Consider the following 25,968-nt stretch of genomic DNA (forward strand, 5'->3'; position numbering starts at 1 on the left):
TGCAGGAGCAGCGATCCGGACCCAGACGATGCGTCTGACCGCTGCTCGTGCCCTCACCGCTGCCGCGCTCGCCGTGGCGGCGGCTCTCCTCCCCAGCCCTGCCGCCGCCGCCGACGCACCCGCGCCGCCGGCGGCGGCCCGTTTCGGCGTCGCGCCCTGGACCGAGGCGGTGGTGAGCGTTGCCGATCTCGACGCGAGCGCGGCATGGCTTGTCGGCGACGGGGACTGGCGCGAGAGGATGCGCGGCGCCGTCTCGCGCGGCGAACTCGATTACTGGGGCCTTCCGAAGTCCGTCTCGGGCGCCTTCCTTCTCGTCTGCGCCCCGGCGGCCGAAACCGGCTGCATCCGCTATGTCCGCTTCGACAATGCCGAAGGGCAGCGCCCCATCCGCCTCGCGGCACGCCCGTGGGACACGGGCGGCATCTTTTCGATCATGCTGCGCAGCGAGAATGTCCCCGCGCTGTTCGACGCGGCGATCGCGCGCGGATGGTGGGCGGAAAGCCCACCCTATGCCTTCCGCTTCGGCGGCTCGGATCTCGTCAATGTCGTGATCCGCGGGCCCCACGGGATCAATTACGCGCTCTACCAGCGCGATGCCCCACCCTTCAAAGGCTTTCCGGTGGGTCGATTGAGCCAGGCCTTCAATGCCATGCGGATGGTGAGGGACCAGCCCGCCGCGCTGGCCTTCTACCGCGACCGGCTGGGGTTCGGGGTGCTGTTCGATGCGCCCTTCACCGATCCCGAACCGCGCGCCAACAATTTCTCGGTGCCTGCCAACCTCGCCACCACCCTGGTCCGCCGCGCCGCGGTCGCGCAACCGGTGCTGCCGGGCGAGATTGGACGGGTCGAGATGATGCAGTTCGAGGGCTTTGCCGGGCGCGACCTCTCCCAATTCGCAGCGCCGCCCAACTGGGGCATCATCTCGCTGCGCTATCCGGTCGCCGATCTCGAGGGTTACCGCGCCTTTCTCGCAGGCAATTCGGTCGCGCCGGCCTACGCCGCCACTGCGGTCGCGATCACCGGGATTGGCAGTGCCGAAATCTTCGCGGTCCGCGATCCCGATGGCAATCTGACGGAATTCTACCGTGCCCGCTGACGACGCCGTCCCGGCTTCTCGTGATTTCGTGCTGGTGCACGGCGCATGGCACGGCGGGTGGTGCTGGGATCCGGTGCGCGAACGGATCGAGGCGGCGGGGCACCGCGTCCACGCCCCGACCTTGCCGGGCCTTGCCGAACGGGCGGACGAGCTCGATGCTAACACATCGCTGGCAGGTCACATCGCCGATCTGGCGCGATACATCACCGACCGCGATCTGTCGGACATCGTGCTGGCAGGCCATTCCTATGGCGGAATGGTGATCACCGGCGTGGCCGACAGGCTCAAGGACAGGATCGCCCATATTCTCTACCTCGACGCCGCCCTGCCCCGTGACGGCGAGAGCATGATCTCCTATGGCGCGCCGCGACCGCCCGAGGCGATTGCCGCCGCCGAGGCCGGTCTGCGCCGCCTCGCGCCCGACGGTATCGCGATGGCTGCCTTTCCTCCGGCAATGCTCGGCATTCCGGAGGATCATCCGCTGCACGACTGGGTGGCCGATCGTCTCACCCCGCATCCGCTGCGGACCTGGCTCGACCCGATCCGGCTCGAGCACGGCGGCCCGGACGGCATCCCGCGCACCTATGTGCATTGCACCGATCCGGCGATGACGCAGACGCAGTTCCCCTTCATCGCGCAGATGGCCGCGTCCGACCCGACCTGGTCCTATGCCGAACTGGCGACAGGGCACGAGGCGATGCTGACCGCGCCGGACGACGTGGCGCGCCTGTTGCTGGACACGCTGCCGCGCCTCAGTCACCTTCAGCCAGCCCAACCCGCCAGTCATGCACAGGAGCACATGTGAGCCCCGACCCGACAAGGACCGAACCCGAGATCGCAGAGGAGCGCGGCGAATTCGCCAAGGGCTGGAAAGTCCTGCTGGCCGGCGTGCTGGGGGTGATGTGCGGCGCCTCGCCGATCCCCTACAACATCATCGGTTTCACGGTCGGCCCCCTGCGCGAGGAATTCGGCTGGAGCCAGACCGAGGCCGTCGTGCCGATCACCCTGTTCGGTGTGATCGCCAGCGTGCTTGCCCCGGTGTTCGGCTGGATGGCCGACCGCTTCGGCGTGCGTCCCGTGGCCCTGTGGTCGCTGCTGGCCTTCGCGCTGTCCTTCGCCGCGGTGGCGCTCACGCCAACGGGCGATCCGCGCGCGGCGCTCTACATCTATTACGGCCTGTGGGCGGTGATCGGGCTGGTGGGGATCGGTTCGACTCCGGTGACATGGAGCCGCGCAATCAACCTGTGGTTCTACAAGAACCGCGGCCTTGCCCTCGGAATCCTGCTGCTCGGCACAAGTCTGGCCGCGATGATCGTGCCGCGCTTCGCCGTCGAGGTGATCGAGGCGCAGGGCTGGCGCGCGATGTTCGCCGCCGTGGCGCTCTTGCCGCTGGCGGCGCTTGCGGTCGCCTTCTTCCTATTCCGCGAACCCCGTCCCGAGGAGCGCCCGCGCGCGATCGAGAGCGCCAGCGGGCGGCTGACCGGCGTAACGCTCGGCAAGGCGATGACCGACTACCGGTTCTGGATCATCTGGCTTTCGATCGCCTGCATCGCGACAGCCTTCGGAGGGGCCTTCATCAACATGCCGACGATGCTGGCCCTGCGCGGGGTCGATGCCAAGACCGCCGCGAGCGTGATGGGCATCCTCGGCATCGGGATCTTCGCAGGGCGGCTCATCACCGGCGCACTGCTCGACCGCTTCTGGCAGGGCTTTGTCGCCTTCCCGCTGCTGTGCCTGCCGGCCGCCTCGGGGTGGATATTGCTGGGGGATTCGATCACTTTCCCCCTCGCCGCTCTGGCGGGTTTTCTGCTCGGCTTCGCCGCCGGCGCGGAGAGCGACCTCATCGCCTATCTGACGGGCCGCTATTTCGGCATGGCCAATTACGGGCGGATCTACGGGATGCTCTACATGCCCTTCGGGCTGGGGTCTGCCGCCTCGCCCGTCATCTACGCGCAGGCGTTCGACCGGACCGGGAGCTATGATCCGGTGCTGAGACTGGCGATCGGCGCCTTCATCCTCGGGGGAGCCTTGCTGCTGCTGCTTGGCCGCTATCCGCAGTCCCTTCCCGAGGCCGAAGGCGAGGACGAGCCTGCTCCGGCAGGGCTGGAGCCGGCCTGATGGCGAGCCTCGCAAAGGACAATCCGTTAGCCGCGGTCACGGCAGCGGTCGGTTCCGCCACGCTGCTGACCGACGATGCCGCGCTTTCACTCTACAGCCACGACGTGCTGACCTGCGGCGCGCGTCCGCTGGCGGTGTTCCGCCCCTCGAGCGTCGCGGAACTCGCCGCCGGGATAGGCGCGGCGACGGCTGCCGGCATTGCCATCGTCCCGCGCGGCGGCGGGATGAGCTACACCGGCGGCTATCTCTACGACGGCGGGCCGTTCCTGCTGGTCGACACCGAGGCGCTCGACGCGATCATCGCCATCGACGAGACCGACATGGTGGTCACGGTCGAGGCGGGGATCAGCTGGGACAAGCTTCACCGCGCGCTCGCCCCGCGGGGCCTGCGGGTCATGGCGTGGGGCACGCTCTCGGGCATCCGCGCGACGGTGGGCGGCGGGATGAGCCAGAACGGCATCTTCTGGGGCGCCCGCGCCGGCAGCGTCGTCGACAGCGCGGTGAGCTTCGACGTGGTGCTGGCCAACGGGACGATCGTCACGACGGGTTCGGCGTTCTTCCGCCCCTATGGCCCCGACCTCACCAGCCTGTTCGCGGCCGATTGCGGTGCTTTCGGCGTCAAGGCGCGGGTTCGGTTGAAGCTCGTGCGCGAAGCCACTGCCTTCGCCCATGGTTCCTTCAGCTTCGCCGCGCATGACGCGCTGCTACGCGCGATGAGCGCCATCGCCCGGGCGGAGCTCGCATCGGAGAGCTTTGCCTTCGATCCCTTCCTGCAAGCCCAGAGGATGAAGCGCGATTCGCTGGTCAAGGACGCCAGGCAGCTCGGCAACATGCTCAAGGCAGAGGCGAAATCGGGCGGGATCCTGAAGGCGATGAAAGAAGGCGCGAAGGTTGCGCTCGCCGGACGCTCGTTTCTCGACGGGGTACCCTTCAGCCTCCATTGCATCGCCGAGGGGCGCCACCAGGGCGCTGTCGATGCCGACATGCGCGCGATCGAGGCGATCGTGCGCGAGCATGGCGGCAGTGTGGTGGAGAACTCGATCCCCAAGATCCTGCGGGCCAACCCCTTCCCCCCGCCCAATTCGATGCTCGGCCCCGGGGGCGAACGCTGGGTGCCGGTGCACGGCTTCCTGCCCCACTCCCGGCTCGTGGAGGCATGGGAGCGATTGCAGCGCCTGTGGGAGGAAAATGCGGCGGAGATGGCCCGGCTCAAGGTCGAAACGGGTGCGCTGATCGCGGCGACGGGTCGCTCGTCCTGCCTCATCGAGCCGGTGTTCTTCTGGCCGGGCGAGCACAATCCGCTCCATGTCCATGCGGTGGAGGCCGATCATCTCGCGCGTCTGCCGAAGCTCGCCGACAGCCCCGAGGCGACCGCGCTGGTCGACCGGCTCAAGGGCGAGGTGATCGCGATCTTCCAGAGCCTCGAGGCGATCCACCTGCAGATCGCGCGCACCTACCCGCTGCGCGAGCGCCACGATCCGGCCGGGTGGGAAATCCTGCGCGCGCTCAAGCGGCAGGTGGACCCCAGAGGCCTGATGAACCCCGGCGCGCTCGGGCTGGGCGGCGATGCCGCTGATTGACCGCCGCCGCACGCTTGCCGCAGGATTGGGCGCAGCCGCCCTCGCCCGCGCACCGCTCGCATTCGCTCAAGGAGACGACGTGACCCAGACCGCCTCTTATTCCGCAATGGCGATGCAACTGACCGCGCGCTCGCTCGAACGGCTGCCGGACACCGCCAGCGCCCGTGCGGCGATCCTCGCGCACATTGCCGAGCTCGAAGGCCAGATCCGCACCAGCGCGATCTTCGTCGCGCAATATGCGGGCAAGCCGGTCAAGCTCGTGGTGCTGCCGGAGTATCTCTTCACGTCCTATCCGGGGCGCATTTCGATCCCCGATTTCGCCGCCCGCGTGGGTTTCGCGCCAGACGGGCCCGAATACGAGGCGCTCGGCGGCGTGGGCCAGAGGCTGGGGATGTTTCTCGCCGGCAACGCCTACGAGACCGACGCGGCGTTTCCCGACTTCTACTTCCAGACCAGCTTCATCATCGACCCGTCCGGTGCGGTGGTGCTGCGTTACCGGCGGCTGCTTTCGATGTTCGCCCCCTCGCCGCATGACGTGTGGGAAGCCTATCTCGACAAATACGGGCTTGAAGGCGTCTTTCCCGTCGCGCGGACCGACATCGGCAATCTCGCCTGCATCGCCAGCGAGGAAATCCTCTACCCGGAAATCGCCCGCGCGCTGGCGCTGCGCGGGGCGGAGGTATTCTGCCATTCTTCCTCGGAAATCGGCTCGCCGCTCGCGACCCACAAGGACATCGCCAAGCAGGCCCGCGCGTTCGAGAACCTCGCCTATGTCGTCTCGGCCAATACGGCGGGCATTTCGGGGACGGCGATGCCGCTGGCGAGTGCCGACGGGAACAGCCAGGTGGTCGACTGGAAGGGCCGGGTGATCGCCCAGTCGGGCGACGGGGAGACCTTCACCGCCTTTGCCGCCATCGACCTTGCGGCCTTGCGCGAGGCGCGCCGCACGCCGGCGATGACGAACTACCTCGCCCGCCAGCGTCCGGCGCTGTTCGCCCAGAGCTTTGCCGCCGCGGCAGAACCCTTCCGCGGTCCCGACGGCATGATGGAGGGCGGCAAGCCCGCCGTTCCGGACCGCGACCACTTTCAACGGGCGCAGGCCGACGTGATCGAACGGCTCGTCAAGGCAGGAGTGATCTGATGCGGCACAGGAATGTCAGGGGGCGGATCAGCTACACCTCGGTGAAGCCCGAATGGCAGGGGCGCGAGCGCGGGCGCGAGTGGTTCAACTTCTCGCACCATGCCGATGGCTCGGTGGTGATGAGCGCGCAGTGCGAGATCGAGGAGCCCGATCCCACGGTGCTGCGCAATGTGACCTATCACATCGGCCCGGGCATGGTGCCGCAGAACCTGCTGGTGCACCTGACGGTGGGCGACGAATTCCTCGGTTCGGGCTGGATGCGTCACGATGCGGCCGCCGGGACCCTGTCCTGCGAGAGCTACGGCCCTTCGATCGGGCGCAATTCGGAACTGCGCGAGGATGTGGGCGCCTTCGACGGCTTCGGCACCCACCCCATCGCGGGCGACGGGTTCCTGACGCGGATCATGGATGTGAGCAAGGGGCCGCACAGGCGCAGGCTCAGGGTGTTCCTCCCCTCCCCCGATCACCGCGGCGCGACCCCGCCGCAGCTGGCCGAGGTGTTCATCACGCTCGAATATGTCGGCGAGGCGGAAAAGACCGTCGCCGCCGGCACCTTCGCCTGCCGCCACTTCCGCTTCGTCGACGACAGCGGGGACGGCATGGGCGGCAAGACCCACCCCGATTACGACATGTGGGTGACGGCGGACGCGGACTCGGTCTTCGTCTATGGCGCGATCGACGGCTACATGATGAACCGCTACGAGCTGGTCGAACTGGAACGCTAGGTCCGGATCACGATCTTGCCGAAGTGGCTGCCGCTGTCGAGGCAGGCAAAGGCTGCGGGCGCATCGGCAAAGGCGAATTCGTGATCGACGGGGATCGCTATCCCCCGCTCGGCAACCACCGCCAGCGCGGCTTCGAGCATCGCGCGGCTGCCGCTGGCGATGCCCTTGATGGCGATGTTCTTGCCGATCAGCGCGCCCTGGCTCGCGCCGGCGACATCCTGCGGCGATCCCGCGAGCGCGCCGAGCGTTCCGATACGCGCGTTGGGCGCGCACGCGGCGATGGTCTCTCCCAGCGCGGAGAAGCCCAGCGTGTCGACCACCACGTCCGCTCCGCGCCCGCCGGTCGCTTCCAGCAGCGCCGCGCTCCAGTCGGGCCGGGCCTTGTAGTTGATCGCGTAATCGGCGCCCATGGCCCGTGCGCGCGCAAGCTTGTCGTCGCTCGACGAGGTGATCGCGAAGCTTGCCCCGAGGGCTTTGGCCAGAAGCAGCGCGAAGATCGAGACCCCGCCGGTGCCCTGCGCCAGCACGAGGCTGCCCGCACCCGCCCCGCCGAAGGCAACCATCGCGTGCCACACCGTCGCGCCGACCACGGCAAGGCTCGCGGCGGTCTGGTCCCCGACCCCCTCCGGCACCCTGAGCGCCGCAGCCGCAGGGAGCACGATCCGCTCGGCCAGCCAGCCATCCGCGCTTACGCCCATGTCCTGCGCGAATACCGCGGGCGAATAGGCCGCATCGTCGCGCCAGCCGAGGAAATGCGGCGCGATCACCCGGTCGCCGGGCGCGAGGCCGGTCACGCCCTCGCCCAGCGCGATTACCTCTCCGACGCCGTCGGACAGGGGAACGCGGGTGTCGGGCAGGCCCGTTCCGTATTGACCGCGCAGCACCATAAGATCGCGGTAGTTGAGACCGGCGGCGATCACCCGCACCAGCACCTCGCCCGGCCCCGGATCGGGCGCGGCACGCTCGGCGAGCCGCAACCCGCCGATGCCCCGGCTGCCGATGTTGCGCGGCCCGATCTCCCACGCGCGCATCATGCACTGCCCCTTTCGGCATAGGCGTCGATCGTCAAGGCCGTGCCGGTCTGGCGGATCAGCGCCTGTTCCCGCAGGAAGCGGGTGAGCCCGCTATCGCCCATCCGGCTGGGCCCGAGACCCGAACCCTTGCGCGAGAGATTGGTGGCATCGCCGACCATGCTGGTCAGCGCCCCGTCCTGCAGCGACACCGCACCGGCATCGAGCAGCGGGGCGATCGCAGATGCCTCTTCGAGGGAGCCCGCCAGCACCGCCGCCGAAAGGCCGTAATCACTGTCATTGGCGAGCGCGATCGCCTCGTCGATGGTGTCGAACACCGTCACTGGCAGCACCGGGCCGAAGGTCTCCTCGCGCATGACCGCCATTGCCGGCGTGACATCGACAAGCACGGTCGGGCGCAGATAGGCCCCGCCCTCCAGCCGCTCGACCGTGCCGCCTGCCAGCACCCGGGCACCCTCGGCGACGGCGGCGTCGATCTGCGCCTGCACCTTGTCGGCCTGTTCGGGGAAGATGAAGGGGCCAAGGTGCCCGCTCGCCGGATCGGGATGCGTGAGGCGCACGCTTTTGGCTCCCGCGACCAGCGCGGCGAGGAAGGGTTCGGCAATGGCACGCGCGACATAGATGCGCTCGATCGACTGGCACGCCTGCCCGGTGGCGACGATCGAGGCGCGCAGGGCGACGCGCGCGGCCCATTCCGGGTCGGCACTGGCGGTGATGATCATCGGATCCTTGCCGCCCAGTTCGAGATTGGCCAGGATCAATCGCCGCGCGGCGGCCTCGGCGACCTTGCGGCCGGTCGCGGTCGAGCCGGTGAAGCAGATATAGTCGACTTCCTCGATCAGCGCCTGGCCCACGTCCGCCCCGCCCATGACATAGGCGAGCGGAAGGTCCGGCACCCGGGCCAGCACCGCGCGCATCGGTTCGACGAAGCGCGGAGTGACCTCGGACGGCTTCACCAGCGCGGCCGAACCTGCCATCAGCGCGGGCACCGCGTCGATATGGCTCAGCACCACCGGAAAATTCCACGGCGCGATCGCCCCGAACAGCGGGACGGCGCTGTAATTCGTGACCAGTTCGATCCCGGGCGTCAGCGAGGGCCGGGGCCCCCGGTCGAGCCCGGCGAACAGCTCGGGCCCGCGCTTAGCCCAGCGGCGGATATTGGCGATAAAGCCCTGCACCTCGATCGCCGCGATTGCCTGCCGCCCGGTGTCGACCGACAGGGCGGCAATGATGCTCCCTGCTGCGGCTTCGACGGCATCGGCGAGACGCATCATGACCCCTGCGCGCCCTTCCGGACCGAGGGCTTCCCACGCGGGCTGCACCGCGCGCAGCCGTGCGGCTTCGGCGGCGATCTGTGCGCGTGTGCTTTCGGCAAAGGCGTAATCCGCCTCGCCGGTGCGGGGATTGCGGGCCTTCATGTCTGCGCCTCCCACGCGGCAACGATCTCGTCTCCGCGCGCGAACCACGCCTCGGGCCGGGCGGCGAGATCGGCCAGCAGGCATTCGAGCGCGCCGATGCGGTAAGGCAAGCCCATGATATACGGCGTTAAATGGATCGGCAGCATCCGCCCCGCCCCCTGTTCCGCCGCCTCGCGGGCCAGCCAGTCGAAGGCGTCGCGCATGCTCTCGGCCCAGCTGTCGGCGCTCTTCTGCTGGACGGTGATGATCTGGCGGTCGGACAGCTCGTGGTTGAGCGGGAGGTTCACAAGACCATTTGCGAAGCGATAGGGAAGCTCGTCATTTACCCAGTCGCAGCAGTAGGTTAGCCCCTGATCCCTGAGGATGCCGGGGGTCGCGAAGCTCTGCTGGCGCGCGATGGAGAGCCACCCCGTCGGCCGCACCCCGCTGGCGCGCTCAATCCGCTCCATCGCATCGGCCACCAGGGCGCGCTCCACGTCGGGATCGAGGGTGGAGTCGATCGTCCCGTTCATGTCGGTCGAATGGGCAATGACCTCGTGACCACCTGCCGACAACCCCGCGACGAGTTCGGGATAGCGTTCCGCAATCGCGGCATTGGTGGCGAAGCTCGCCTTGACGCCGGCCTTTTCGAACGCCTCGAGGAAGCGCCACGCCCCGACCCGGTTGCCGTAATCGCGGGCGGTGTAGTGGCGGTAGTCCGGATAGGCCGTGACCATGTGCCCCGGCGCGGCGAAAGCGCCGCCGGGGATGATCGGGAACCATTCGAGGCTGACGCACAGCCACACCGCGACCGACCCTTGCGGCCAGCGCAGCGGCGGGCGGGCGTGCATGTTCGACCATTCATAGAGATCATGGTCATAGCCTTCGCCGCGCCGCGGATATTGCGTGTAGCTTTCGGGCAGCGTGCTCATCCGACCTGCTCCCGCCACGCGTCGACGATCTCGCCCGCCCGCGCGATCCATGCGCGGCCATCGGCGGCGATGTGGCGCAGGGCTTCCTCGAAGGGACCGATCCGGTGCGGCTGGCCGATCAGATAGGCGTGGAGCGGAATGCACATGACCGTGCCCGAGCGTTCGCCCTCCGCCGCCAGCCGTTCGAACTGGCGGATCAGCGTCTCGGCATATTCGCGCCCGCTCATGTTGTAGACGAAGAAGCCGTAGTGGTCGTTCACCTCGAGGCTGTAGGGGATTGAGGCGAGCCGGCCCTTCGCCACCTTCACCTCCTGCACCTGATCGTCGTGATAGAGGTCGCAGGTGTAATCGAGGCCGTATTCCGCGATCAGGTCGAGTGTGCGCGACGTGTGGGTCAGCGCCGGGGCGAGCCAGCCGCGGATCGTCTGCCCCGTGGCCGCGCGCACGGTGGCGATCGAATCCTCGATGATCGCGCGTTCCTGTTCCTCCGTCATGTCATAGGAATAGCGGGTGTTGTAGATGCCGTGACTGAAGAACTCCCACCCGCGCGCCGCCGCGTCTGCGACCACTTCGGGATGATGCTGGCACAGCGCGACCGACAGGCTGACCGAGCCGGGAAAGCCGTGGCGGCTCATCACCTCGGCCATGCGCCAGTGGCTCACGCGGTTGGAGTGGTCGCGGTGCGAGAAGCCCACCACGTCGGGGTGCGGGCGCGGCCACGGCTTGCGCTTGGGGTGAACGGGCGGGTCGAGCTCGTAATATTCGAGATTGGGCGCGACCCACACGGCGACCGTCTTGCCGCCCGGCCAGACGATCCTCGGCCGGGCATTGTAGGGATGGTAGTCGTAAAGCTCCGGGTCGCCCGCACCTTCCCGCATCAGCGCGCCTCCAGCCACTCGATCACCGCCTGCACGGGCTCCACATCGGCATATTTGAGCTGGAGGTCGGTGAGGTTGGCGAAGTGGTAGCTCTCGTGCTTGTCGGCGCAGGTCTCGATGGGGACGATGGTGCGGTAGCCGTGGCTGAGCGCATCGACCGCGGTGGCCCGCACGCAGCCCGAGGTCGAACCGCCGGTCACCACCACGGTATCGACCCGGTGGAAGGTCAGGTAGCTCGCCAGCGGGGTCTCGAAGAAGGCGCTCGGCATGCGCTTGGTGAATTCGAGATCGTCGGGGTGAATGTCGCAGCGCGCGTCGAAGGCATGGCGCTCGCTGCCATACTTGATGTTCTGCAGGCTGTCCTCGGTATCGGTGCGCGTGCCCCACACGCCCGCATCCCCGGCGTCGGCCTTGTAGGCGACGCGGCTCCACACCACCGGCATCCCCCGCTCGCGCGCGAGGCGGCTGATCGTGTTGATGTGTTCGATCTGGCGCGGGTCGGTCTCGTAGGCGGTCCTGAACATGTCCACGCGGGTGTAGGCCTGCTGGACATCGACATTGACTATGGCGAGCTTGCTGCCGAAACCGAACTTGCGGCGGGCGGGGTTGGCCATCACCTCATCGAACAGCTGGCGCGCGGTCCTGCCGTCCGAAATCATCCTCGTGCCGATCAATTCCGTCATGTCCGGGCTGTCCCTCGCACCTGTTCGATTCCGCTTTGACACGGGACAATAAACGGGCGTAGAGGCTTGTCGAGTGAAATTTGTCCGGACAACTTTTGCGCCATGATAACGCGGCACATGCTGACGATCCCCGGCACCGGCCGGCGCGTCCACTACCGTCGCTGCGGCAGGGGTCCGGCGCTGCTGATGGTTCACCAGAGCCCGCGATCCTCGGCCGAATACGAGCCGCTGATGCGCCAATGGGGCGAGCATTTCACCTGCATCGCCCCCGACACGCCGGGCTTCGGCCTGTCCGATCCGCTGCCGGGCCAGCCCGAGATCGCCGACTTCGCCGATGCGCTGTGCGAGACGATCGATGCGCTCGGGATCGGTTGCTGCCCCGCCTACGGCTTCCACTCGGGCGGCATCATCCTCGTCACCGCGCTGAAGCGCCAGCCGCACCGGTTTCGCGCGCTGGCGGTCGGCGGCTACGCGATCTGGAGCGAGGCCGAGATGCGCATCTTCGGCGAGCGTTACCTGCCCGAGTTCCACCCCGCGCCCTATGGCGAGCACCTCGCCTGGCTGTGGAACCGGATGCTCGAACAGAGCTGGATCTTCCCGTGGTTCGACACGCGCGAGGAAGCGCGGCTGCCCGGTGCCCATGCCGATGTGGCGCGGGTCGCGCAGGCGGTGATGGAGATGCTGGAAGCCGGCAATGCCTATCAGGCGGGCTATGGCGCGGTGCTGCGCGCGCCGCGCGACATTCCTCCGGTCGAGGCGCAGGTGCCGCCCTGCCTCATCAGCGCCTATGCCGGCGATCCCTTGCAGGCGCATATCGACCGTCTCGGGCCGATGCCCGCCGGGTGGGAGGCGAGGAAGGTCGCCACCCCCGCCGAGCACCAGGACGCCAGCCTCGCCTTCCTGCGCCGGCACGGCGGCGATGCGCCTTGCCCGCCGCTCGCCGAGGATGCGCACGAAGGCTGGGTCGCTCTGCAAGGCGGGCTGATCCACTGGAAGGGCGAACGCGGCGCCGACCGGCTGGTGCTGCATGCGCCGGCCGGGCAGATGCGCGATCCGGAGCCTGGCACCCTCGCCCTCGACGTTCCCGGCCACGGCCAGTCCGATCCCTTCGACGATCTGCAAGGCGCTCTCGAGGCGGCGGCGCTGGCGCTCGGGGCGGAGGCGATCCTGTGGCCCGCGCCGCCGCCGGGCGACCCGGAGCGGCTCTATCCCGACATGACGCCCGACCGCTTCGGCGCCTATCTCCAGCGCGCCTGGGCCATCGCCCGCGCCGAGGCCTTCTTCGCGCCGTGGTACGAGGCAAGCGCCGCCCATGCGATCCCCCTCGACGCGGCGGCGCTCGATCCGCACGCCCTCCAGCGCCGCGCCCGCGCCCGGATCGTCGCGGGGGATGCCGCGCGCCGCTGGCATGATACACTCAGCACCATCAAGGGAGAGACCGGATGACCGACTTCGCCAAGGCCATGCCGCTGCTCGCGCGCCACGAGGGCGTGTGGGACGGCACCTATTCCTATTTCAACGCGAAGAACGAGAAGGTCGACGAGCACGCCAGCCGGCTGCTGTGCCGTATCACCGGCGACGCGGAGGTGCCCTATCACCAGACCAACCACTATCGCTGGCCCGACGGGCGCACCGAGGTGCGCGATTTCCCCGCGACCTACCGCGACGGGCGCATCTGGTGGGACAACGAGCTGATCCAGGGCTGGGCGGCGGAAGTCCCGCTCGACGAATACAACCGCACCATGATGCTCTACTGGCAGCGCACCGGCGATCCCTCGCTCTATCTCTACGAGCAGATCCAGATCTCAGATTGCGGCCAGCACCGCTGCCGCACGTGGCACTGGATCAGGAACGGGATGCTGGAAACGCGCACCGCCATCCAGGAAACCTTCGTGACGAAGGACTGGCGCGCGGTGGATGCGGAAATGAAGGCAAAGGGCTGACGCGGCACTTATGGGACAGACCCTGTTCGACAAGATCTGGGACGCGCACCGCATCGCCGAAACGGCGGGCGGCGCGCACCTGATCGCGATCGACCGGGTGTTCCTGCACGAGCGCACCGGCGCGGCGGCGCTCCGGCGCATGGCCGAAACCGGGCGGAGCGTGCTCGATCCGGCACGGGTCTTCGCGGTGATGGATCACATCGTCGACACCCGCCCGGGGCGCGGCGACGGCACGCTGATGCCGGGCGGCGAGGGCTTCATCACCGAGACCCGCGCGGCGACGCGGGCTGCAGGGATCAGGCTGTTCGACGTCAACGACCGCGATCAGGGGATCATCCACGTGATCTCGCCCGAACAGGGGATCGTGCTCCCCGGCCTCACGCTGGTCGCGCCCGACAGCCATACCTGCACGCAAGGGGCCTTCGGTGCGCTCGCCTGGGGGATCGGCAGCAGCGAGGCCGAGCACGCGATGGTCACCGGCACGCTCAGGATGGAGCGGCCCGGGACGATGCGCGTGACCTTCACCGGCCGGCTTGCCCCCGGCGTGACCCCCAAGGATATGGCGCTCGCCCTGATCGCGGCGCACGGCGCGGGCGGCGGGGCGGGCCATGCGGTGGAGTTCGCCGGAGAGGCGGTGGCGGCGCTCGACATGGAGGGGCGCATGACGCTCTGCAACATGGCGACCGAGTTCAGCGCAATGACCGGGATCATCGCGCCCGACGCGAAGACTTTTGCTTACCTCGCCGGTTGCCCCTACGCCCTCGAAGCCTTCGATGATCCCTATTGGGCCACCCTCCGATCCGACGCCGATGCGGCCTTCGACCGCGAGATCGCGATCGACGCCGGCGCGCTCGCGCCGATGGTGAGCTGGGGCACCAGCCCCGAACACACGATCCCCGTCACCGCTTCCGTCCCGCAGGGGCCGCAGCGCGCGCATGACTACATCGGCCTTGCCCCCGGCGCGCCGCTCGCCGGAACGCCGATCGATGCCGCCTTCATCGGTTCGTGCACCAACAGCCGCATCGCCGACCTGCGCCGCGCCGCCGCGCTCCTGAAGGGCCGCCGGATCGCGCCCTCGATCCGAAAGGCGCTGGTCGTGCCCGGCTCGCTGGCGGTGAAGAGGCAGGCCGAGGACGAGGGGCTGGACAAGGTGTTCGAGGCGGCAGGCTTCGAATGGCGCATGAGCGGCTGTTCGCTGTGCTTCTACGCCGGCGGCGAGGGATTCCCCGAGGGCTCGCGCGTGATCTCCAGCACCAACCGCAATTTCGAGGGCCGGCAGGGGCCCGGCATCCGCACCCATATCGCCTCCCCCGAAACCGTCGCCGCGAGCGCCGTCGCCGGGGCCATCGCCGATCCGCGCGCCCTCGCCCGCGAGGAGGCACCCGCATGAAGCCGGTCTCGATCATAACCAGCCCCGCCGTGCCGCTGCTGCGCGACAATATCGACACCGACACGATCATCCCCAGCCGCGAGATGAAGACCACCGGGCGCACCGGCCTTGCGGGCGGGCTGTTCGCCCCGTGGCGCTACACCGACGCCGCCGCGCGGATCGCCGACCCGGCCTTCGCGCTCAACCGGCCCGAGGCGGCGGGTGCCCGCGTGCTGCTGGCCGGAGCGAACTTCGGCTGCGGGTCGAGCCGCGAACACGCCGTCTGGGCGCTCGCCGAGTTCGGGATCGAGGCTGTCATCGCCCCCTCCTTCGCCCCGATCTTCAAGGGCAATTGCATCCGCAACGGCCTGCTGCCGATCGAACTGCCCGAGGCTGTCGTGCGCAGTCTCGGCTGGCGGACGCTGACCATCGATCTTGCCGCACAGAGCGTCAGCGCCGGCAGCGAAAGCTGGCCCTTCGCCATCGATGCGGAAGCGAGGGCGATGCTGCTCGAAGGGCTGGATGCGATCGACCTCACCCTGAAACAGGGGCAGGCGATCCGCGACTGGCTGGCCGGCGACCGGCAGCTGCGGCCCTGGGCCTATCTGGAGAACGCCACATGACCGAAATCCTCGTCTCCGAAGTCGGCCCACGCGACGGGCTGCAATCGATCAGCCGGATCATGCCGCTCGAAGCGAAGAAACGCTGGATCGCGGCCGAGGCGGCGGCGGGCGTGCGCGAGATCGAGGTGGGCTCCTTCGTGCCCCCGAGCCTGCTGCCGCAGATGGCCGACACTGCCGACCTCGTCGCCTTCGCGCGCGGCATCGAGGGGCTCAATGTCGTGGCGCTGGTGCCCAACGCGAAAGGCGCGGCCCGCGCCGCCGAGGCGGGGGTGCACGCGATGAGCATCCCCTTCTCGATGAGCGAAACCCACTCTCTGAAGAACGTGCGCAAGGATCACCCGGCCATGTTGGCCGAAATCGCGGCGGCGGCGGCCATTGCGCGCGAGGCGGGCATTCACTTCGCCGTGGGCCTCTCCACCGCCTTCGGCTGCACGATCGAGGGCGCGGTGAGCGAGGATGCGGTGGTGCGCCTCGCCGAAAAGGCGGTCGAGGCCGGGGCGCAGGAGCTCTCGCTGTCGGACACCACCGGCTATGCCGATCCGGCGCAGGTGCGCAGGCTGGTGCGCCGGGTGCGCGCGGCGGTGGGCGCGGACAGGATGACGACGCTCCACCTCCACAACACCCGCGGCCTCGGCCTCGCCAATGTCGTCGCCGGGCTGGAGGAAGGGATCACCACCTTCGACGCCTCGCTCGGCGGTCTCGGCGGCTGCCCCTTCGCGCCCGGGGCCAGCGGCAACCTCGTCACCGAAGACCTCGTGCTGATGCTGAACAGCATGGGCCATAAAACCGGGATCGACCTCGAGAAGCTGCTCGAAGTGCGTGCGATCCTCGCCGAGGCGCTGCCCGGGGAGCCGCTCTACGGCTTCACCCCCGATGCAGGACCCATGAAGGACTACGCGCAGAGGGTTGCCGCATGAGCGCCCCCGCCCCGCTTGCCGGCATCCGCGTGGTCGAGTTCACGCACATGGTCATGGGCCCAGTGGTCGGCCACATCCTTGCCGGTCTCGGTGCCGAGGTGGTGCGGATCGAACCCATCGGCGGCGACAGCACGCGCCGCCTCAAGGGCTCGGGCGCGGGCTACTTCCCGATGTACAACCGCGGCAAGCAGTCGATCTGCCTCGACCTGAAATGTGCCGAAGGCCTCGCGGTGGCGCGCGATCTCGTGTCGCAGGCCGATGTGCTGGTGGAGAACTTCCGCCCCGGCGCGCTCGACCGGCTGGGGCTGGATTACGAGAGCTGCGCGGCGGCCAATCCTGGGCTGGTCTACTGCTCGGAAAAAGGCTTCCTGCCCGGCCCCTACGAGAACCGCACCGCCCTCGACGAGGTCGCGCAGATGATGGGCGGCCTCGCCTACATGACCGGACCGCCGGGCCGCCCCTTGCGCGCAGGCGCGAGCGTGATCGACGTGACGGGCGGCATGTTCGGCGTGATCGGCGTGCTCGCCGCACTCGAGGAACGCCACCGCACCGGACGCGGCCAGAAGGTCACCGCCAGCCTGTTCGAGACCACGGCCTATCTCGTCGGCCAGCACATGGCGCAGTTCGCCGTCACGGGCAGCCCCGCCGCCCCGATGCCGGCGCGGGTCTCGGCCTGGGCGATCTACGACGTGTTCGAGACGAAAGACGAGCCGGTCTTCATCGGCGTCGTCACCGATGCGCTGTGGGAGAAGTTCTGCCGGCTGTTCGCGCTCGACGAACTGTGGGCGGACGAAGCCTTACGCGAAAACAACGCCCGCGTGGCGGCGCGCGACCGGATCATCCCTGCGATCCGCGCGCTCGTCGCCACCATGACGCGGACCGAGGTGATCGCGAGGCTCGACGGTTCGGGCCTCCCCTTCGCCCCCATCGGCAAGCCCGAGGACCTGTTCGACGATCCCCACCTCCAGCACGGGGGGCTGGAGGATGTGACGCTCGACAACGGCACCGCCGTGCGCCTGCCCACCATCCCGCTGGAGATGGGCGGCGCACGGATCGGCGCGCCGCAGCAGCTCCCGACCCCCGGGCGCGATGCACGCGGCGTGCTGGCGGGGCTGGGTTACGACGAGGACAGGATCGCCGCCCTGATCGAAAGCGGCGCCGTGGGAGAGAGCGCATGAGGATGATCGCACTGGCCGCCGCCACAAGCCTGCTGGCGGGCTGCGCCGTCAATATCGGCGACAGCGCCCCGCGCACAGCCGCCGCGCCCGCGACCGCCTCTCCGGGCGTCGCCGCGCCGAAGGAGCGCCTGCCCACCGACGTGCGCCGCGCCACGATCATCGTGCGCGACATGGAAAAATCGCTCGCGCTCTACCGCGACGTGATCGGGCTTCAGGTCAATTACGACACCACCGTCCAGACCTCGGGCGTGGCCCTGCCTGCGGGCGAGCCGGGCGCCACGGCGCGGCTGGTGCTGCTCAACGCCAATGATCCCTGGGTCGGCTGGGTCGGGCTGATGGAGTGGGTCGATCCCGCCATCCCGGCGGGCGACTATCCCAAGCGGATGGGCCCGGGCGATGTCGTGCTGGTGCTCAACACCGACGATGTCGAGGGCCGCTGCGCGCGGGCGAAACAGGTCCCGGGCGTGACCTTCACCGCCGAGGCGCGGCTGCAGACCTATCCGGGCCGCAACGGCGGGCCGGACATCCGGGTGATGGGCTGCAATTTCTTCGACCCCGACGGGATCCTGATCGAGCTCAACCAGATCCTGCAATAAGGTCGGGCCCGTCGATCAGCAGGACCTGCACATCGGCAAGCCCTTCGCGCAATTTCTTCGCCTCGGCATATTCGGGGCTGTTCCAGAAGGCCTTGGCCGCAGCGCGGTCGGGCCATTTGGAGATGACCATGCTCGCCCCCTCCCCGAACTGGCCTTCGAGGCACTCGGCGCCCGGCCCGCGCAGCAGGTATTCGCCGCCGAATTTCGGGATCAGGGCCGCCGCCGCCGCGCCGTAGCCGGCGATGAAGGCCTCGCGGTCGCGGATCGCGGCGGTGACGATCATGTAGGCGGGCATGGCGGCGTTCTCCTCAGAAGGGCTTCACCGCGCCGAGGAAACAGACCGAGGCGATGGTGATCCAGTAGATATAGGCCGCCACCCGCGCGAGAGCGATCTCGCGGGCGAGCGCGGCCTCCTGCGCGGCGTCGGGGCCCATGGCGAGGATCCGGAACCGCTCGGTCCAGCGCCGCATTACGAGGCGCAGGAACAGCCCGATGCACAGCGCAAAGGCATAGAGCCCCATCTTGGACGGATACCACAGGTTGCTCGGCCCCGAGGTGATCGGGCCGCTGTCCGCAAAGGCCATCGCGGCCGCCCCGAACAGCGCGATGATCAGCGGATAGCGCAGCACCTCCTCGGTGCGGGTGACGGCGATGCCGATATCGGTCTCGCGCTTAATGAAGGCCGTCCAGGTCATCGCCAGCCAGACCGCGAAGAAGGCCCACATCCACCAGACGCCCGCCCCCTCGAGCAGGGGCACGAAACCGTAGATCTTGCCCATGTGCAGTCCCAGCGGCAGGAGCAGCACGATGCCGGTCCGGGCGAGGATGTCGATGCGGTAGGCGGTCTCCATGTGCCGCCGCCGTTCCTCCAGCGAAAGCGCGGGATTGGTGACGTGATAGCTGGTCTGGAACACGCCCCATTCGCCGCCCAGCCAGTAGACCATCGCGAGGATGTGTATCCACCGCAGGATGGCGAGTTCGTTGCTCGCGAGAAATTCCATTGTCGCCGTGACCCCCTCGTTTCAGCGCCCCGTCCGCGCCGTGATCCCTATTCGCGCGAAAGCTTGTCCACGATGTCCATGATCGGCGGGTCGTGTGCTTCCATCGCCTCGACCTCCTGCTGGAAGCCGCGCATGATCCGCGCGATGTAGGCGCGCGTCGCCATCCCCCGCTCGTCGCCTGCCTCGCGATCGGGCACGTAGTTCTCGATGTCCTCGCGCGAGAGCGTGCCCTTCGCATCGAGCAGCCGTTCGATGGTATCCTGCCGCTCGCGCAGCGCGGAAACCTCGGCGGCGAGCGCGAAGACCGTCGAATAGAGCCGGTCGAGCGCGGGGTTGTCGAAGAAGTCGGGACGCTTGCCCTTGGCGCGGCGACCCGAGAGCGCGACCCAGTCGAGCTGGCCCTCGCCCGCGTTCATGCCGCCACCTGCTGTTCGCCCGCGAGCGGCTTCCACGCGCCATAGGCATTCCAGATCGCGGCGCGGCCATAGTCTTCCTCGCCAGCGTCGGGTGACGGCGGGAAGATCTCCGGATCGACCACCGCCCGCACCCCGGCGACGAACTGGCAATCGCGCGGGAAGCCGGCCTTCGCCATCACCTCCTTCAGGTCCTGTCCGTGCATCGCCGACCAGAAGGGCTCGTTGTTGTTGAACGCGTCCCAGTCGCGCATGAACTGCTCGAACAGCGGCATTTCGTCCGAATATTGCGGCTGCTCGATGTGCAGGATCAGCCCGCCCGGCGCGAGCACGCGGTTGGCTTCGGCGAGGATGTGCGGCATCGACTTCGCCGACAGCTCGTGCAGGAACATGGTGGTCTGCACCCAGTCGAAATGCCCGTCGGCCCAGCGCGACAGATCCTCGCCCGAGGCCTGGACGAAGCGGATGTTCTTCACCCCCATCGCCGCCGCCCGGGCCGCGCCGTAGCGCAGCGAGGCCGCGGCGGTGTCGATCGCGATCACCTCGGCATCGGGGAAGGCCTGGGCGATCGGCACGGCGTTGTGGCCGATGGTGCAGCCGATATCGAGGATGCGCCGGGGCTTCCAGTCGGGCCGCTCGGACCTGATCCAGCCGACCACCGCCTGCCCGCCGCCATCGTTCAGTCCGCCGAGCGCGCCGCCCGTCGTCGCGAACAGGCCGACATCGTAATTCGCCCCGACCGTCACGTCTCCGGCACGCTCCTCGCCGTGATAGCCGCCCGGCTGGCAGTGGATATCGACGGCGGTCTGGTATTCGGGCTGTTCGATCGCGGGATCGAGTTCAAGCATCCCCGAATGCTCGTTGAACTGGCGCGCCATCGCATCGAGCTCGTCGAGCTGGCGCAGCACCACCTGCCGTCCGTTGTGCTGGCGCATCTCCATCGAATTGCGCTTCAGCGCCGACCACATGCGGTGCCACGGGTCGCGGTTCATCGCGTCGCGGATCTCGTAGCGGTGCTCGGGATCGCGGCCATGCTCGGCGCGGAAGGCCGGCAGCACCCGCTTTTCGTAGGCGAGCCGGTTGCCGCCGCCGATGGGGCCGGACAGGTAGCGGTTGAAGTGCGTCAGGAAGTTGAAGCGCGCCGCCTCGTCGTGGGAGGTGCGCGGCATCATCGGATGGCGGCTCATCGCGGTGTAGGGTGGGGGCAGGTCTTTGGCCATGGCGGCACCTCTGGGCTGGGCCGGAAAGTTGTCCGGACAAATTTCACGTGGAACGCGGGTTTGTCAAGCCTCGGGCGGTGCGTCCTTGATCTGGATCATACCGCAAGCACGTCGTGCTGCACAATCAGCGCGCCCAGCCCTGCACCGCCTCGCCCTTCTGGAGTGCGCGGATCTCGTCCAGATCGCGCGGGGGGTTGAGCCACAAGGGCTTTTCCCGCTCCGCCCATGCGCGCAGGCGCGGCGGCAGGGCGGCATTGCTCTCGACCCGCCAGGAAAGCAGGTGATAGATCGCCTGCCCCTTCCCCGCGAACGGCGGAAGCGCGCCATACCGCTGCCACGCCATCTGGTGCGGTTCGGCATTGGTGCCGGCGCGATGGATGAAGAAGTCATAGTTCTCCCAGGCCTCGTATCGCCCGCCGCCGGGGAGCGGGAAATCGAGGAACACCGGCGCCGTGATCGCGAGCGTGTCCTTGCCTATCCAGCGCCAGGTCATGCCCGTCTTGGCCTCGATCTTCTGCACCGCGGGCGCGACGCCCTGTTCGACGTCGCCATAGATGCGCCCGTTCTCGTAGCGGTAGGAGATCATCTGGTAGGGGTAGGCGATCGGCTCGACCTTCCGGCCGTTGTATTCGGTGAGAATCTCGCCGGTTTCCGCATCGGTGTAGGCATAGGTCTTGCGGGTCAGGTGCACCACCGGATCGCCCGGCTTGTCGGGCCAGAACACCCGGCTGGAATCGAACCCGATCATTCCGAACAGCTTCCTGCCGGTGGGATATTCGTAGATCGCCCCTTCCGACACCCAGTGCACCGGCTCGCCCGTGCCCGCGCGCGCATCGATCCACATGCGGAATTCCTCCGGCGCGGCGGCGCGGCTGTCGGCGCTCGCGGCAGCGGGGGCGGCAGACCCGCCCTGCGGCAGGGCCGGAGCCGCGATCGCCAGCCCCGCGGCGGAGCAGGCAAGAACGAGAGAGCGCCGGATGAAGGGAGACACGTGCAGCATGATTGCTCCTCTGGAATTGCCGGCCCGCAATTTGTCCGGACAAATGCCGGTTGGCAAGCCCCCTGTCACTCGCGCCTGCTAATCGTCCCGGCTGAGTGAATGAAGGGGATTGTAGCGAAGGATGGACCTTTCGCGAACATTCAAACAATTGAATTGCAATATTAACTTGTATCCGAGTGCCTTATGACACCCCCATTGGTACCCCCACTCGTCGGCAACGCGTCAACGTGACTGAATGACGAGATGAAGGGTCGATCTCGGACGTTGAGCGGTTCCTCCGATCCTGTCGAAGTCCGCAGTTGGGCCGAATGCCGAGTGGCGGGTTTCTTGCAGGGAGTTTCCGAAAGCTGCCGTCCGGCTATCCGCTCAGCAACGGCGACTCCGTCCGAACACGGCTTTGGCGCGGCCATAATTCTATCCGGAAAGGAGTTCTGCCACGCAGCGTGCCGATTCTGGTGTCGCGGGATTGTAGACCAGCATCCCGAGGTCAGGGCGACCCTCGACGGCAAATACCGAGAACTCGAGTTCGATGAGCCCGTGTTCCGGATGCCTCAGGCGCTTCATGCCATCGGCATGCGATGCAACATCGTTTTCACCCCAGAGGCTTTCGAATTCGGGGCTGATGCGGCTCAGTTCATCGACAAGGGCCATGATTTCCGCTCCCGCTCCGGCGCGGGCCGCGTCGGCCCGGAAGGCGCCGACCACATATCTTGCGACATTCCACCAGTCATCTTGTGCAGCTCTGGTGACCGGATTGGTGAAGATCAGGCGCAGGACATTGCGTTCCTCGCGAGGGAGCCTGCCGTAGTCGGTGAGCAGCCGGGCCGCCGCAGTGTTCCACGCGATCACGTCCCAGGTGGCCGTCTTGATGATCGCCGGGCTGTTCGGCAGGGCGTCAAGCACCCGTTGCAGCCGCGGCGTGACATGATCGGGCCGCGAATAGGTCACCGCCGGCGGCCGCCCGAGAGCAAGCAGAAACAGGTGCTCGCGCTCAGGTGCGGTCAGCATCAGTCCCTTGGCCAGACGATCGAGCACATCGGCAGACGGCGCCCCGCCGCGCCCCTGTTCGAGCCAAGTATACCATGTCGGCGAGATATTGGCCCGCTGCGCCACTTCCTCCCGGCGCAGGCCCGGCGTGCGTCGCCGCCCGCCAAAGCCGAAGGACGTCGGATCCATCCGTGCCCGGCGATCCCGCAGGAAAGCCCCGAGCGGTGTGGTTGTGTTGCTGCTTTCTGTCATCGCCGTCCTGTTGAAGATTATAACATGATAACGTCACTACTTTAGTAAGATGTCTTGTACGCTGAAGGAGCCTTCGCAACCATCGTGAAAGGCTCGTCATGCGGATATTCCTTACAGGTGCGACCGGCTTCGTCGGCTCGCGGATCATTCCGGAACTTCTGGCCGCAGGGCACGAGGTTGTTGGGCTCACACGCTCCGAAAGCGGCAGGCACCAGCTCGAGGCTGCCGGAGCCCGCCCGCACTTCGGGACCATCGAGGATCTCGGAAGCCTCGTAGGGGGTGCCTTGCAGGCCGATGCGATCATCCACACGGCCTTCGACCACGATTTTGCGAACTATGCAGCGAACTGCGAAAAGGACCGCCGCGTGATCACCGCGCTCGGGGGGGCGTTGCAGGGGTCTGACCGGCTCCTCATTGTCACCTCGGCCACCGTCCTCGGCGACAGCGGGGATGGCGGGCTCGCGCTCGAAGCCGTGTTCAACGAAGGCGCACCCATTCCGCGCGTAGCGACGGAGCAAGCCGCAAGGGCGGTTCTAAGCTCGGGCGTGGATGTACGGATCGTCCGGCTTCCCCAGGTGCATGATCCGGTCAGGCAGGGCCTCATCACCTTCTACATCGACCACGCCCGCGCGTCAGGCTTTGCTGGCTATGCCGGTGCAGGCGATGATCGCTGGGCGGCGGCGCATGTCAGCGATGTCGCGCGGATGTTTGCCGCAGTGCTGGAGCGCGGATCGCGCGGCGAGACCTATCATGCCGTGGGCGAGCCGGGCGTCCCTTTCCGGCAGATCGCCGAGGCTGTCGCCGCCGGTCTCAACCTTCCGCTGGTCACCTTGTCACCCGAAGAGGCCAAAGCCCATTTCGGCTGGCTGGCGATGTTCATCGGTCGCAATGGTGCAGCATCGAACGACTGGACAAAGGCAAGGCTCGGCTGGGCGCCGAAGGGTCCGGGACTTATCGGGGATTTGCAGGCGAAGGATTACGCGCCCGTGCCGCCAGCAACCTGACGAAGGCTGCACGCCCCGTTGAGCGAAACGGCATGGCCCCAGCCATGATCACCACGCATGACCTCAAGACGAGCCCGCTCGCCTATGGCCTGCTGACCGGCAAGTATAATCGTGCGGCCGTGGAGGCGGCGGGTTCACGCAAGAGAGGCTTCCCCAATGAAGGAGCCCGCGACGGGAGTGACGGCCCCACAGACGAAAGGCAGCTTGATGGCGACAATCCCTTCGGCGACATGCTCTTTACCGACCGGAACTGGCGCATCGCGGACGAGGTGAAGCGCATTGCGACCGAGACGGGAGAGACACCCGCACGCGTGGCCCTCGCCTGGGTCATTGGCGGACCGGGTGTGACCTCTACGCGGATGGGCGTAAGCCGGCCCGGGCAGGTCACCGAAAATGCCGATGCCCTGGGCCATGCGCTATCTGCAGGCCAGCTCACCGCCCTCGACAAGGTGAGCGCCGGCAGCGAGAGCATCCTCTACAGCCTCGCGCGCTTGCCGCCGCGCTGCTTCTGCTTGCGCTGCGGCGCTTCGCCCGCCCCGCGGCAGGGGCGGGCGAGGCCCCTGCTCACTCGGCAGGTTCGAGCGTCGTCTGCGCCTCGCCCCACGCGGGGAAGGGGTCGTTGAGCCGCGCCCACTTTTCGGGCGTGAAGGCCTCGCCCGGGACAAGGCAGGCATCGAGCGCCGCCATGATTGCGGCGCGGTCCAGTCCGATGCCGATGAACACCAGTTCCTGCCGCCGGTCGCCCCAGACGGCGTCCCAGTGGCGGATCACGAACTCCTCGAAGGTGCCGTCATCGGGCCAGCGGTTCTTCGGGACTGCCGCCCACCAGCGGCCCATCCGGCTGACGGTCTTCTGGTGCCCGGCAATCGCCAGCTCCCCGAGGAATTCGGTGCGCGTGGCGAGCCAGAAGTGGCCCTTGGCCCGGATCACCTTGTCCAATGCATCGCCGGTCAGGAAGCGGTAGAACATCGCCGGATGGAAGGGCCGCCGGGCACGGTAGACGAAGCTTTCGACCCCGTATTCCTCGCTCTCGGGCCGGTGGCTCGCGTAGTCGTAGAGCTCCTTCATCCACAGCGGGTGCTGTTCGGACCGCTCCTCGTCATAGAGGCCGGTGCCCATGATGGTGTCGAGCGCGACCTTGCCGAAATCGGCCTCGATGATGCGGGCATCGGCATTGAGCGAGGCGACCACCTGCTTGACCGTGGCGAGCTGTTCCGGCGGCACGGCGCTCGCCTTGTTGACGATCACCACGTCGGCGAACTCGATCTGTTCGACCAGCAGGCCGACAAGGCTGCGATCATCGCCCTCACCCGCCGTCTCCCCGCGCGCGGAGAGCAGGTCGGTGCTTGAATAGTCGGCAAGCAGGTTGAGGGCGTCGACCACGGTCACCATCGTGTCGAGCCGCGCGACATCGCCCAGGCATTCGCCCGCTTCGTCGCGAAAAGAGAAGGTCGCCGCCACGGGAAGCGGTTCGGAGATGCCGGTGCTCTCGATCACGAGATAGTCGAAGCGGCCTTCCCCGGCGAGCTTGCGGACCTCTTTCAGCAGATCGTCGCGCAGGGTGCAGCAGATGCAGCCGTTGGTCATCTCGACCAGCGTTTCCTCCGCGCGGCTGAGCGCCGCCTCGCCGCCGCGCACCAGATCGGCGTCGATGTTGACCTCGGACATGTCGTTGACGATCACCGCCACCCGCTTGCCCTCGCGGTTGGCGAGGATGTGGTTGAGCAGCGTCGTCTTGCCTGCCCCGAGAAAGCCGGAAAGGACGGTCACGGGAAGGCGTCGATCGGATGAAGGGGTGGTCATGCGGTAATCCTGCCGGGTTGCACTTGTATCGCTAGCAGGCGTCATTATGTGACGTTGTATTATAACGCAATAGGGGCAACA

Annotated in this window: 27 protein-coding genes; 15 read left to right on the forward strand and 12 right to left on the reverse strand. The window is 68.0% G+C overall.

What is annotated here, in order from left to right:
- Window positions 1–28: 28 nt before the first annotated feature.
- From ACMX37_RS09405 to ACMX37_RS09430, 6 genes are all read left to right on the forward strand, one after another.
- Window positions 29–1,096, forward strand: coding sequence for a VOC family protein (locus ACMX37_RS09405; protein ID WP_483145680.1), 1,068 nt, complete (start codon window positions 29–31; stop codon window positions 1,094–1,096).
- Entirely contained in the window at window positions 1,086–1,901 is an 816-nt protein-coding gene (locus tag ACMX37_RS09410) for an alpha/beta fold hydrolase (RefSeq protein ID WP_483145681.1), read from the forward strand. Before ACMX37_RS09405 ends, ACMX37_RS09410 begins: the two co-directional genes overlap by 11 nt.
- Window positions 1,898–3,214, forward strand: coding sequence for an MFS transporter (locus ACMX37_RS09415; RefSeq protein WP_483145682.1), 1,317 nt, complete (start codon window positions 1,898–1,900; stop codon window positions 3,212–3,214). The genes ACMX37_RS09410 and ACMX37_RS09415 overlap by 4 nt, the downstream gene beginning before the upstream one ends.
- On the forward strand, window positions 3,214–4,794 hold the full coding sequence (locus ACMX37_RS09420; RefSeq protein WP_483145683.1) for an FAD-binding oxidoreductase: 1,581 nt from the start codon (window positions 3,214–3,216) through the stop codon (window positions 4,792–4,794). Before ACMX37_RS09415 ends, ACMX37_RS09420 begins: the two co-directional genes overlap by 1 nt.
- A gap of 79 nt (window positions 4,795–4,873) precedes the next feature.
- The gene (locus ACMX37_RS09425) at window positions 4,874–5,935 is read left to right on the forward strand and encodes a nitrilase-related carbon-nitrogen hydrolase (protein WP_483145684.1); all 1,062 of its coding nucleotides are present in this window, start codon (window positions 4,874–4,876) and stop codon (window positions 5,933–5,935) included.
- Window positions 5,935–6,660 (forward strand): hypothetical protein, encoded by a 726-nt coding sequence (locus ACMX37_RS09430; protein ID WP_483145685.1) that lies wholly within the window; start codon window positions 5,935–5,937, stop codon window positions 6,658–6,660. Before ACMX37_RS09425 ends, ACMX37_RS09430 begins: the two co-directional genes overlap by 1 nt.
- Here the strand turns inward: ACMX37_RS09430 and ACMX37_RS09435 are convergent.
- Genes ACMX37_RS09435 through ACMX37_RS09455 form a run of 5 tightly spaced genes read right to left on the reverse strand, consistent with a single transcriptional unit; the run spans window position 6,657 to window position 11,581 of the window.
- Window positions 6,657–7,694, reverse strand: coding sequence for a zinc-dependent alcohol dehydrogenase family protein (locus ACMX37_RS09435; RefSeq protein WP_483145686.1), 1,038 nt, complete (start codon window positions 7,692–7,694; stop codon window positions 6,657–6,659). The two genes, ACMX37_RS09430 and ACMX37_RS09435, sit on opposite strands and share 4 nt — an antisense overlap.
- On the reverse strand, window positions 7,691–9,109 hold the full coding sequence (locus ACMX37_RS09440) for an aldehyde dehydrogenase family protein (protein ID WP_483145687.1): 1,419 nt from the start codon (window positions 9,107–9,109) through the stop codon (window positions 7,691–7,693). The genes ACMX37_RS09435 and ACMX37_RS09440 overlap by 4 nt, the downstream gene beginning before the upstream one ends.
- Entirely contained in the window at window positions 9,106–10,020 is a 915-nt protein-coding gene (locus ACMX37_RS09445; protein WP_483145688.1) for a polysaccharide deacetylase family protein, read from the reverse strand. The genes ACMX37_RS09440 and ACMX37_RS09445 overlap by 4 nt, the downstream gene beginning before the upstream one ends.
- On the reverse strand, window positions 10,017–10,898 hold the full coding sequence (locus ACMX37_RS09450) for a polysaccharide deacetylase family protein (protein WP_483145689.1): 882 nt from the start codon (window positions 10,896–10,898) through the stop codon (window positions 10,017–10,019). Before ACMX37_RS09450 ends, ACMX37_RS09445 begins: the two co-directional genes overlap by 4 nt.
- Window positions 10,898–11,581 carry an isochorismatase family protein gene (locus tag ACMX37_RS09455; RefSeq protein WP_483145690.1) on the reverse strand — a complete coding sequence of 228 codons (684 nt, stop codon included), beginning with the start codon at window positions 11,579–11,581 and terminating at the stop codon, window positions 10,898–10,900. The genes ACMX37_RS09450 and ACMX37_RS09455 overlap by 1 nt, the downstream gene beginning before the upstream one ends.
- 117 nt (window positions 11,582–11,698) lie before the next feature.
- On the opposite strand from ACMX37_RS09455, the gene ACMX37_RS09460 reads away from it, so the two are divergent.
- From ACMX37_RS09460 to ACMX37_RS09490, 7 genes are read left to right on the forward strand one after another with little or no spacing between them, the layout of a single operon-like run.
- Complete coding sequence (locus ACMX37_RS09460; RefSeq protein ID WP_483145691.1) at window positions 11,699–13,027, forward strand: alpha/beta fold hydrolase; 1,329 nt, start codon at window positions 11,699–11,701, stop codon at window positions 13,025–13,027.
- Window positions 13,024–13,524 (forward strand): DUF3598 domain-containing protein, encoded by a 501-nt coding sequence (locus ACMX37_RS09465; RefSeq protein ID WP_483145692.1) that lies wholly within the window; start codon window positions 13,024–13,026, stop codon window positions 13,522–13,524. Before ACMX37_RS09460 ends, ACMX37_RS09465 begins: the two co-directional genes overlap by 4 nt.
- A 10-nt stretch (window positions 13,525–13,534) precedes the next feature.
- Window positions 13,535–14,914: a 3-isopropylmalate dehydratase large subunit gene (locus ACMX37_RS09470; RefSeq protein ID WP_483145693.1), complete on the forward strand. Its 1,380-nt coding sequence runs from the start codon at window positions 13,535–13,537 to the stop codon at window positions 14,912–14,914.
- The gene (gene leuD, locus ACMX37_RS09475) at window positions 14,911–15,516 is read left to right on the forward strand and encodes a 3-isopropylmalate dehydratase small subunit (RefSeq protein ID WP_483145694.1); all 606 of its coding nucleotides are present in this window, start codon (window positions 14,911–14,913) and stop codon (window positions 15,514–15,516) included. The genes ACMX37_RS09470 and leuD overlap by 4 nt, the downstream gene beginning before the upstream one ends.
- Window positions 15,513–16,433 carry a hydroxymethylglutaryl-CoA lyase gene (locus ACMX37_RS09480; protein WP_483145695.1) on the forward strand — a complete coding sequence of 307 codons (921 nt, stop codon included), beginning with the start codon at window positions 15,513–15,515 and terminating at the stop codon, window positions 16,431–16,433. Before leuD ends, ACMX37_RS09480 begins: the two co-directional genes overlap by 4 nt.
- Entirely contained in the window at window positions 16,430–17,611 is a 1,182-nt protein-coding gene (locus ACMX37_RS09485; RefSeq protein WP_483145696.1) for a CaiB/BaiF CoA transferase family protein, read from the forward strand. Before ACMX37_RS09480 ends, ACMX37_RS09485 begins: the two co-directional genes overlap by 4 nt.
- Window positions 17,608–18,207, forward strand: coding sequence for a VOC family protein (locus ACMX37_RS09490; protein ID WP_483145697.1), 600 nt, complete (start codon window positions 17,608–17,610; stop codon window positions 18,205–18,207). Before ACMX37_RS09485 ends, ACMX37_RS09490 begins: the two co-directional genes overlap by 4 nt.
- Here the strand turns inward: ACMX37_RS09490 and ACMX37_RS09495 are convergent.
- From ACMX37_RS09495 to ACMX37_RS09520, 6 genes are all read right to left on the reverse strand, one after another.
- Window positions 18,188–18,502 (reverse strand): DUF1330 domain-containing protein, encoded by a 315-nt coding sequence (locus ACMX37_RS09495; protein ID WP_483145698.1) that lies wholly within the window; start codon window positions 18,500–18,502, stop codon window positions 18,188–18,190. The two genes, ACMX37_RS09490 and ACMX37_RS09495, sit on opposite strands and share 20 nt — an antisense overlap.
- 13 nt (window positions 18,503–18,515) lie before the next feature.
- Window positions 18,516–19,208 carry a hypothetical protein gene (locus ACMX37_RS09500; RefSeq protein ID WP_483145699.1) on the reverse strand — a complete coding sequence of 231 codons (693 nt, stop codon included), beginning with the start codon at window positions 19,206–19,208 and terminating at the stop codon, window positions 18,516–18,518.
- Between the two features lie 47 nt (window positions 19,209–19,255).
- On the reverse strand, window positions 19,256–19,624 hold the full coding sequence (locus ACMX37_RS09505; protein WP_483145700.1) for a hypothetical protein: 369 nt from the start codon (window positions 19,622–19,624) through the stop codon (window positions 19,256–19,258).
- On the reverse strand, window positions 19,621–20,841 hold the full coding sequence (locus ACMX37_RS09510; protein WP_483145701.1) for a class I SAM-dependent methyltransferase: 1,221 nt from the start codon (window positions 20,839–20,841) through the stop codon (window positions 19,621–19,623). Before ACMX37_RS09510 ends, ACMX37_RS09505 begins: the two co-directional genes overlap by 4 nt.
- Window positions 20,842–20,965: 124 nt before the next feature.
- The gene (locus tag ACMX37_RS09515; protein WP_483145702.1) at window positions 20,966–21,841 is read right to left on the reverse strand and encodes a DUF1838 family protein; all 876 of its coding nucleotides are present in this window, start codon (window positions 21,839–21,841) and stop codon (window positions 20,966–20,968) included.
- Window positions 21,842–22,255: 414 nt separating this feature from the next.
- Window positions 22,256–23,080 (reverse strand): helix-turn-helix transcriptional regulator, encoded by an 825-nt coding sequence (locus ACMX37_RS09520; RefSeq protein WP_483145703.1) that lies wholly within the window; start codon window positions 23,078–23,080, stop codon window positions 22,256–22,258.
- A 98-nt stretch (window positions 23,081–23,178) separates the two neighbouring features.
- On the opposite strand from ACMX37_RS09520, the gene ACMX37_RS09525 reads away from it, so the two are divergent.
- Together ACMX37_RS09525 and ACMX37_RS09530 are read left to right on the forward strand one after the other, a co-directional pair.
- Window positions 23,179–24,084, forward strand: coding sequence for an SDR family oxidoreductase (locus ACMX37_RS09525; protein WP_483145704.1), 906 nt, complete (start codon window positions 23,179–23,181; stop codon window positions 24,082–24,084).
- Window positions 24,085–24,128: 44 nt separating this feature from the next.
- Window positions 24,129–24,707 (forward strand): aldo/keto reductase, encoded by a 579-nt coding sequence (locus tag ACMX37_RS09530; RefSeq protein WP_483145705.1) that lies wholly within the window; start codon window positions 24,129–24,131, stop codon window positions 24,705–24,707.
- Here the strand turns inward: ACMX37_RS09530 and ACMX37_RS09535 are convergent.
- On the reverse strand, window positions 24,649–25,887 hold the full coding sequence (locus ACMX37_RS09535) for a GTP-binding protein (protein WP_483145706.1): 1,239 nt from the start codon (window positions 25,885–25,887) through the stop codon (window positions 24,649–24,651). The two genes, ACMX37_RS09530 and ACMX37_RS09535, sit on opposite strands and share 59 nt — an antisense overlap.
- Between the last annotated feature and the right edge of the window lie 81 nt (window positions 25,888–25,968).

Source organism: Porphyrobacter sp. THAI-01a (assembly GCF_056868655.1).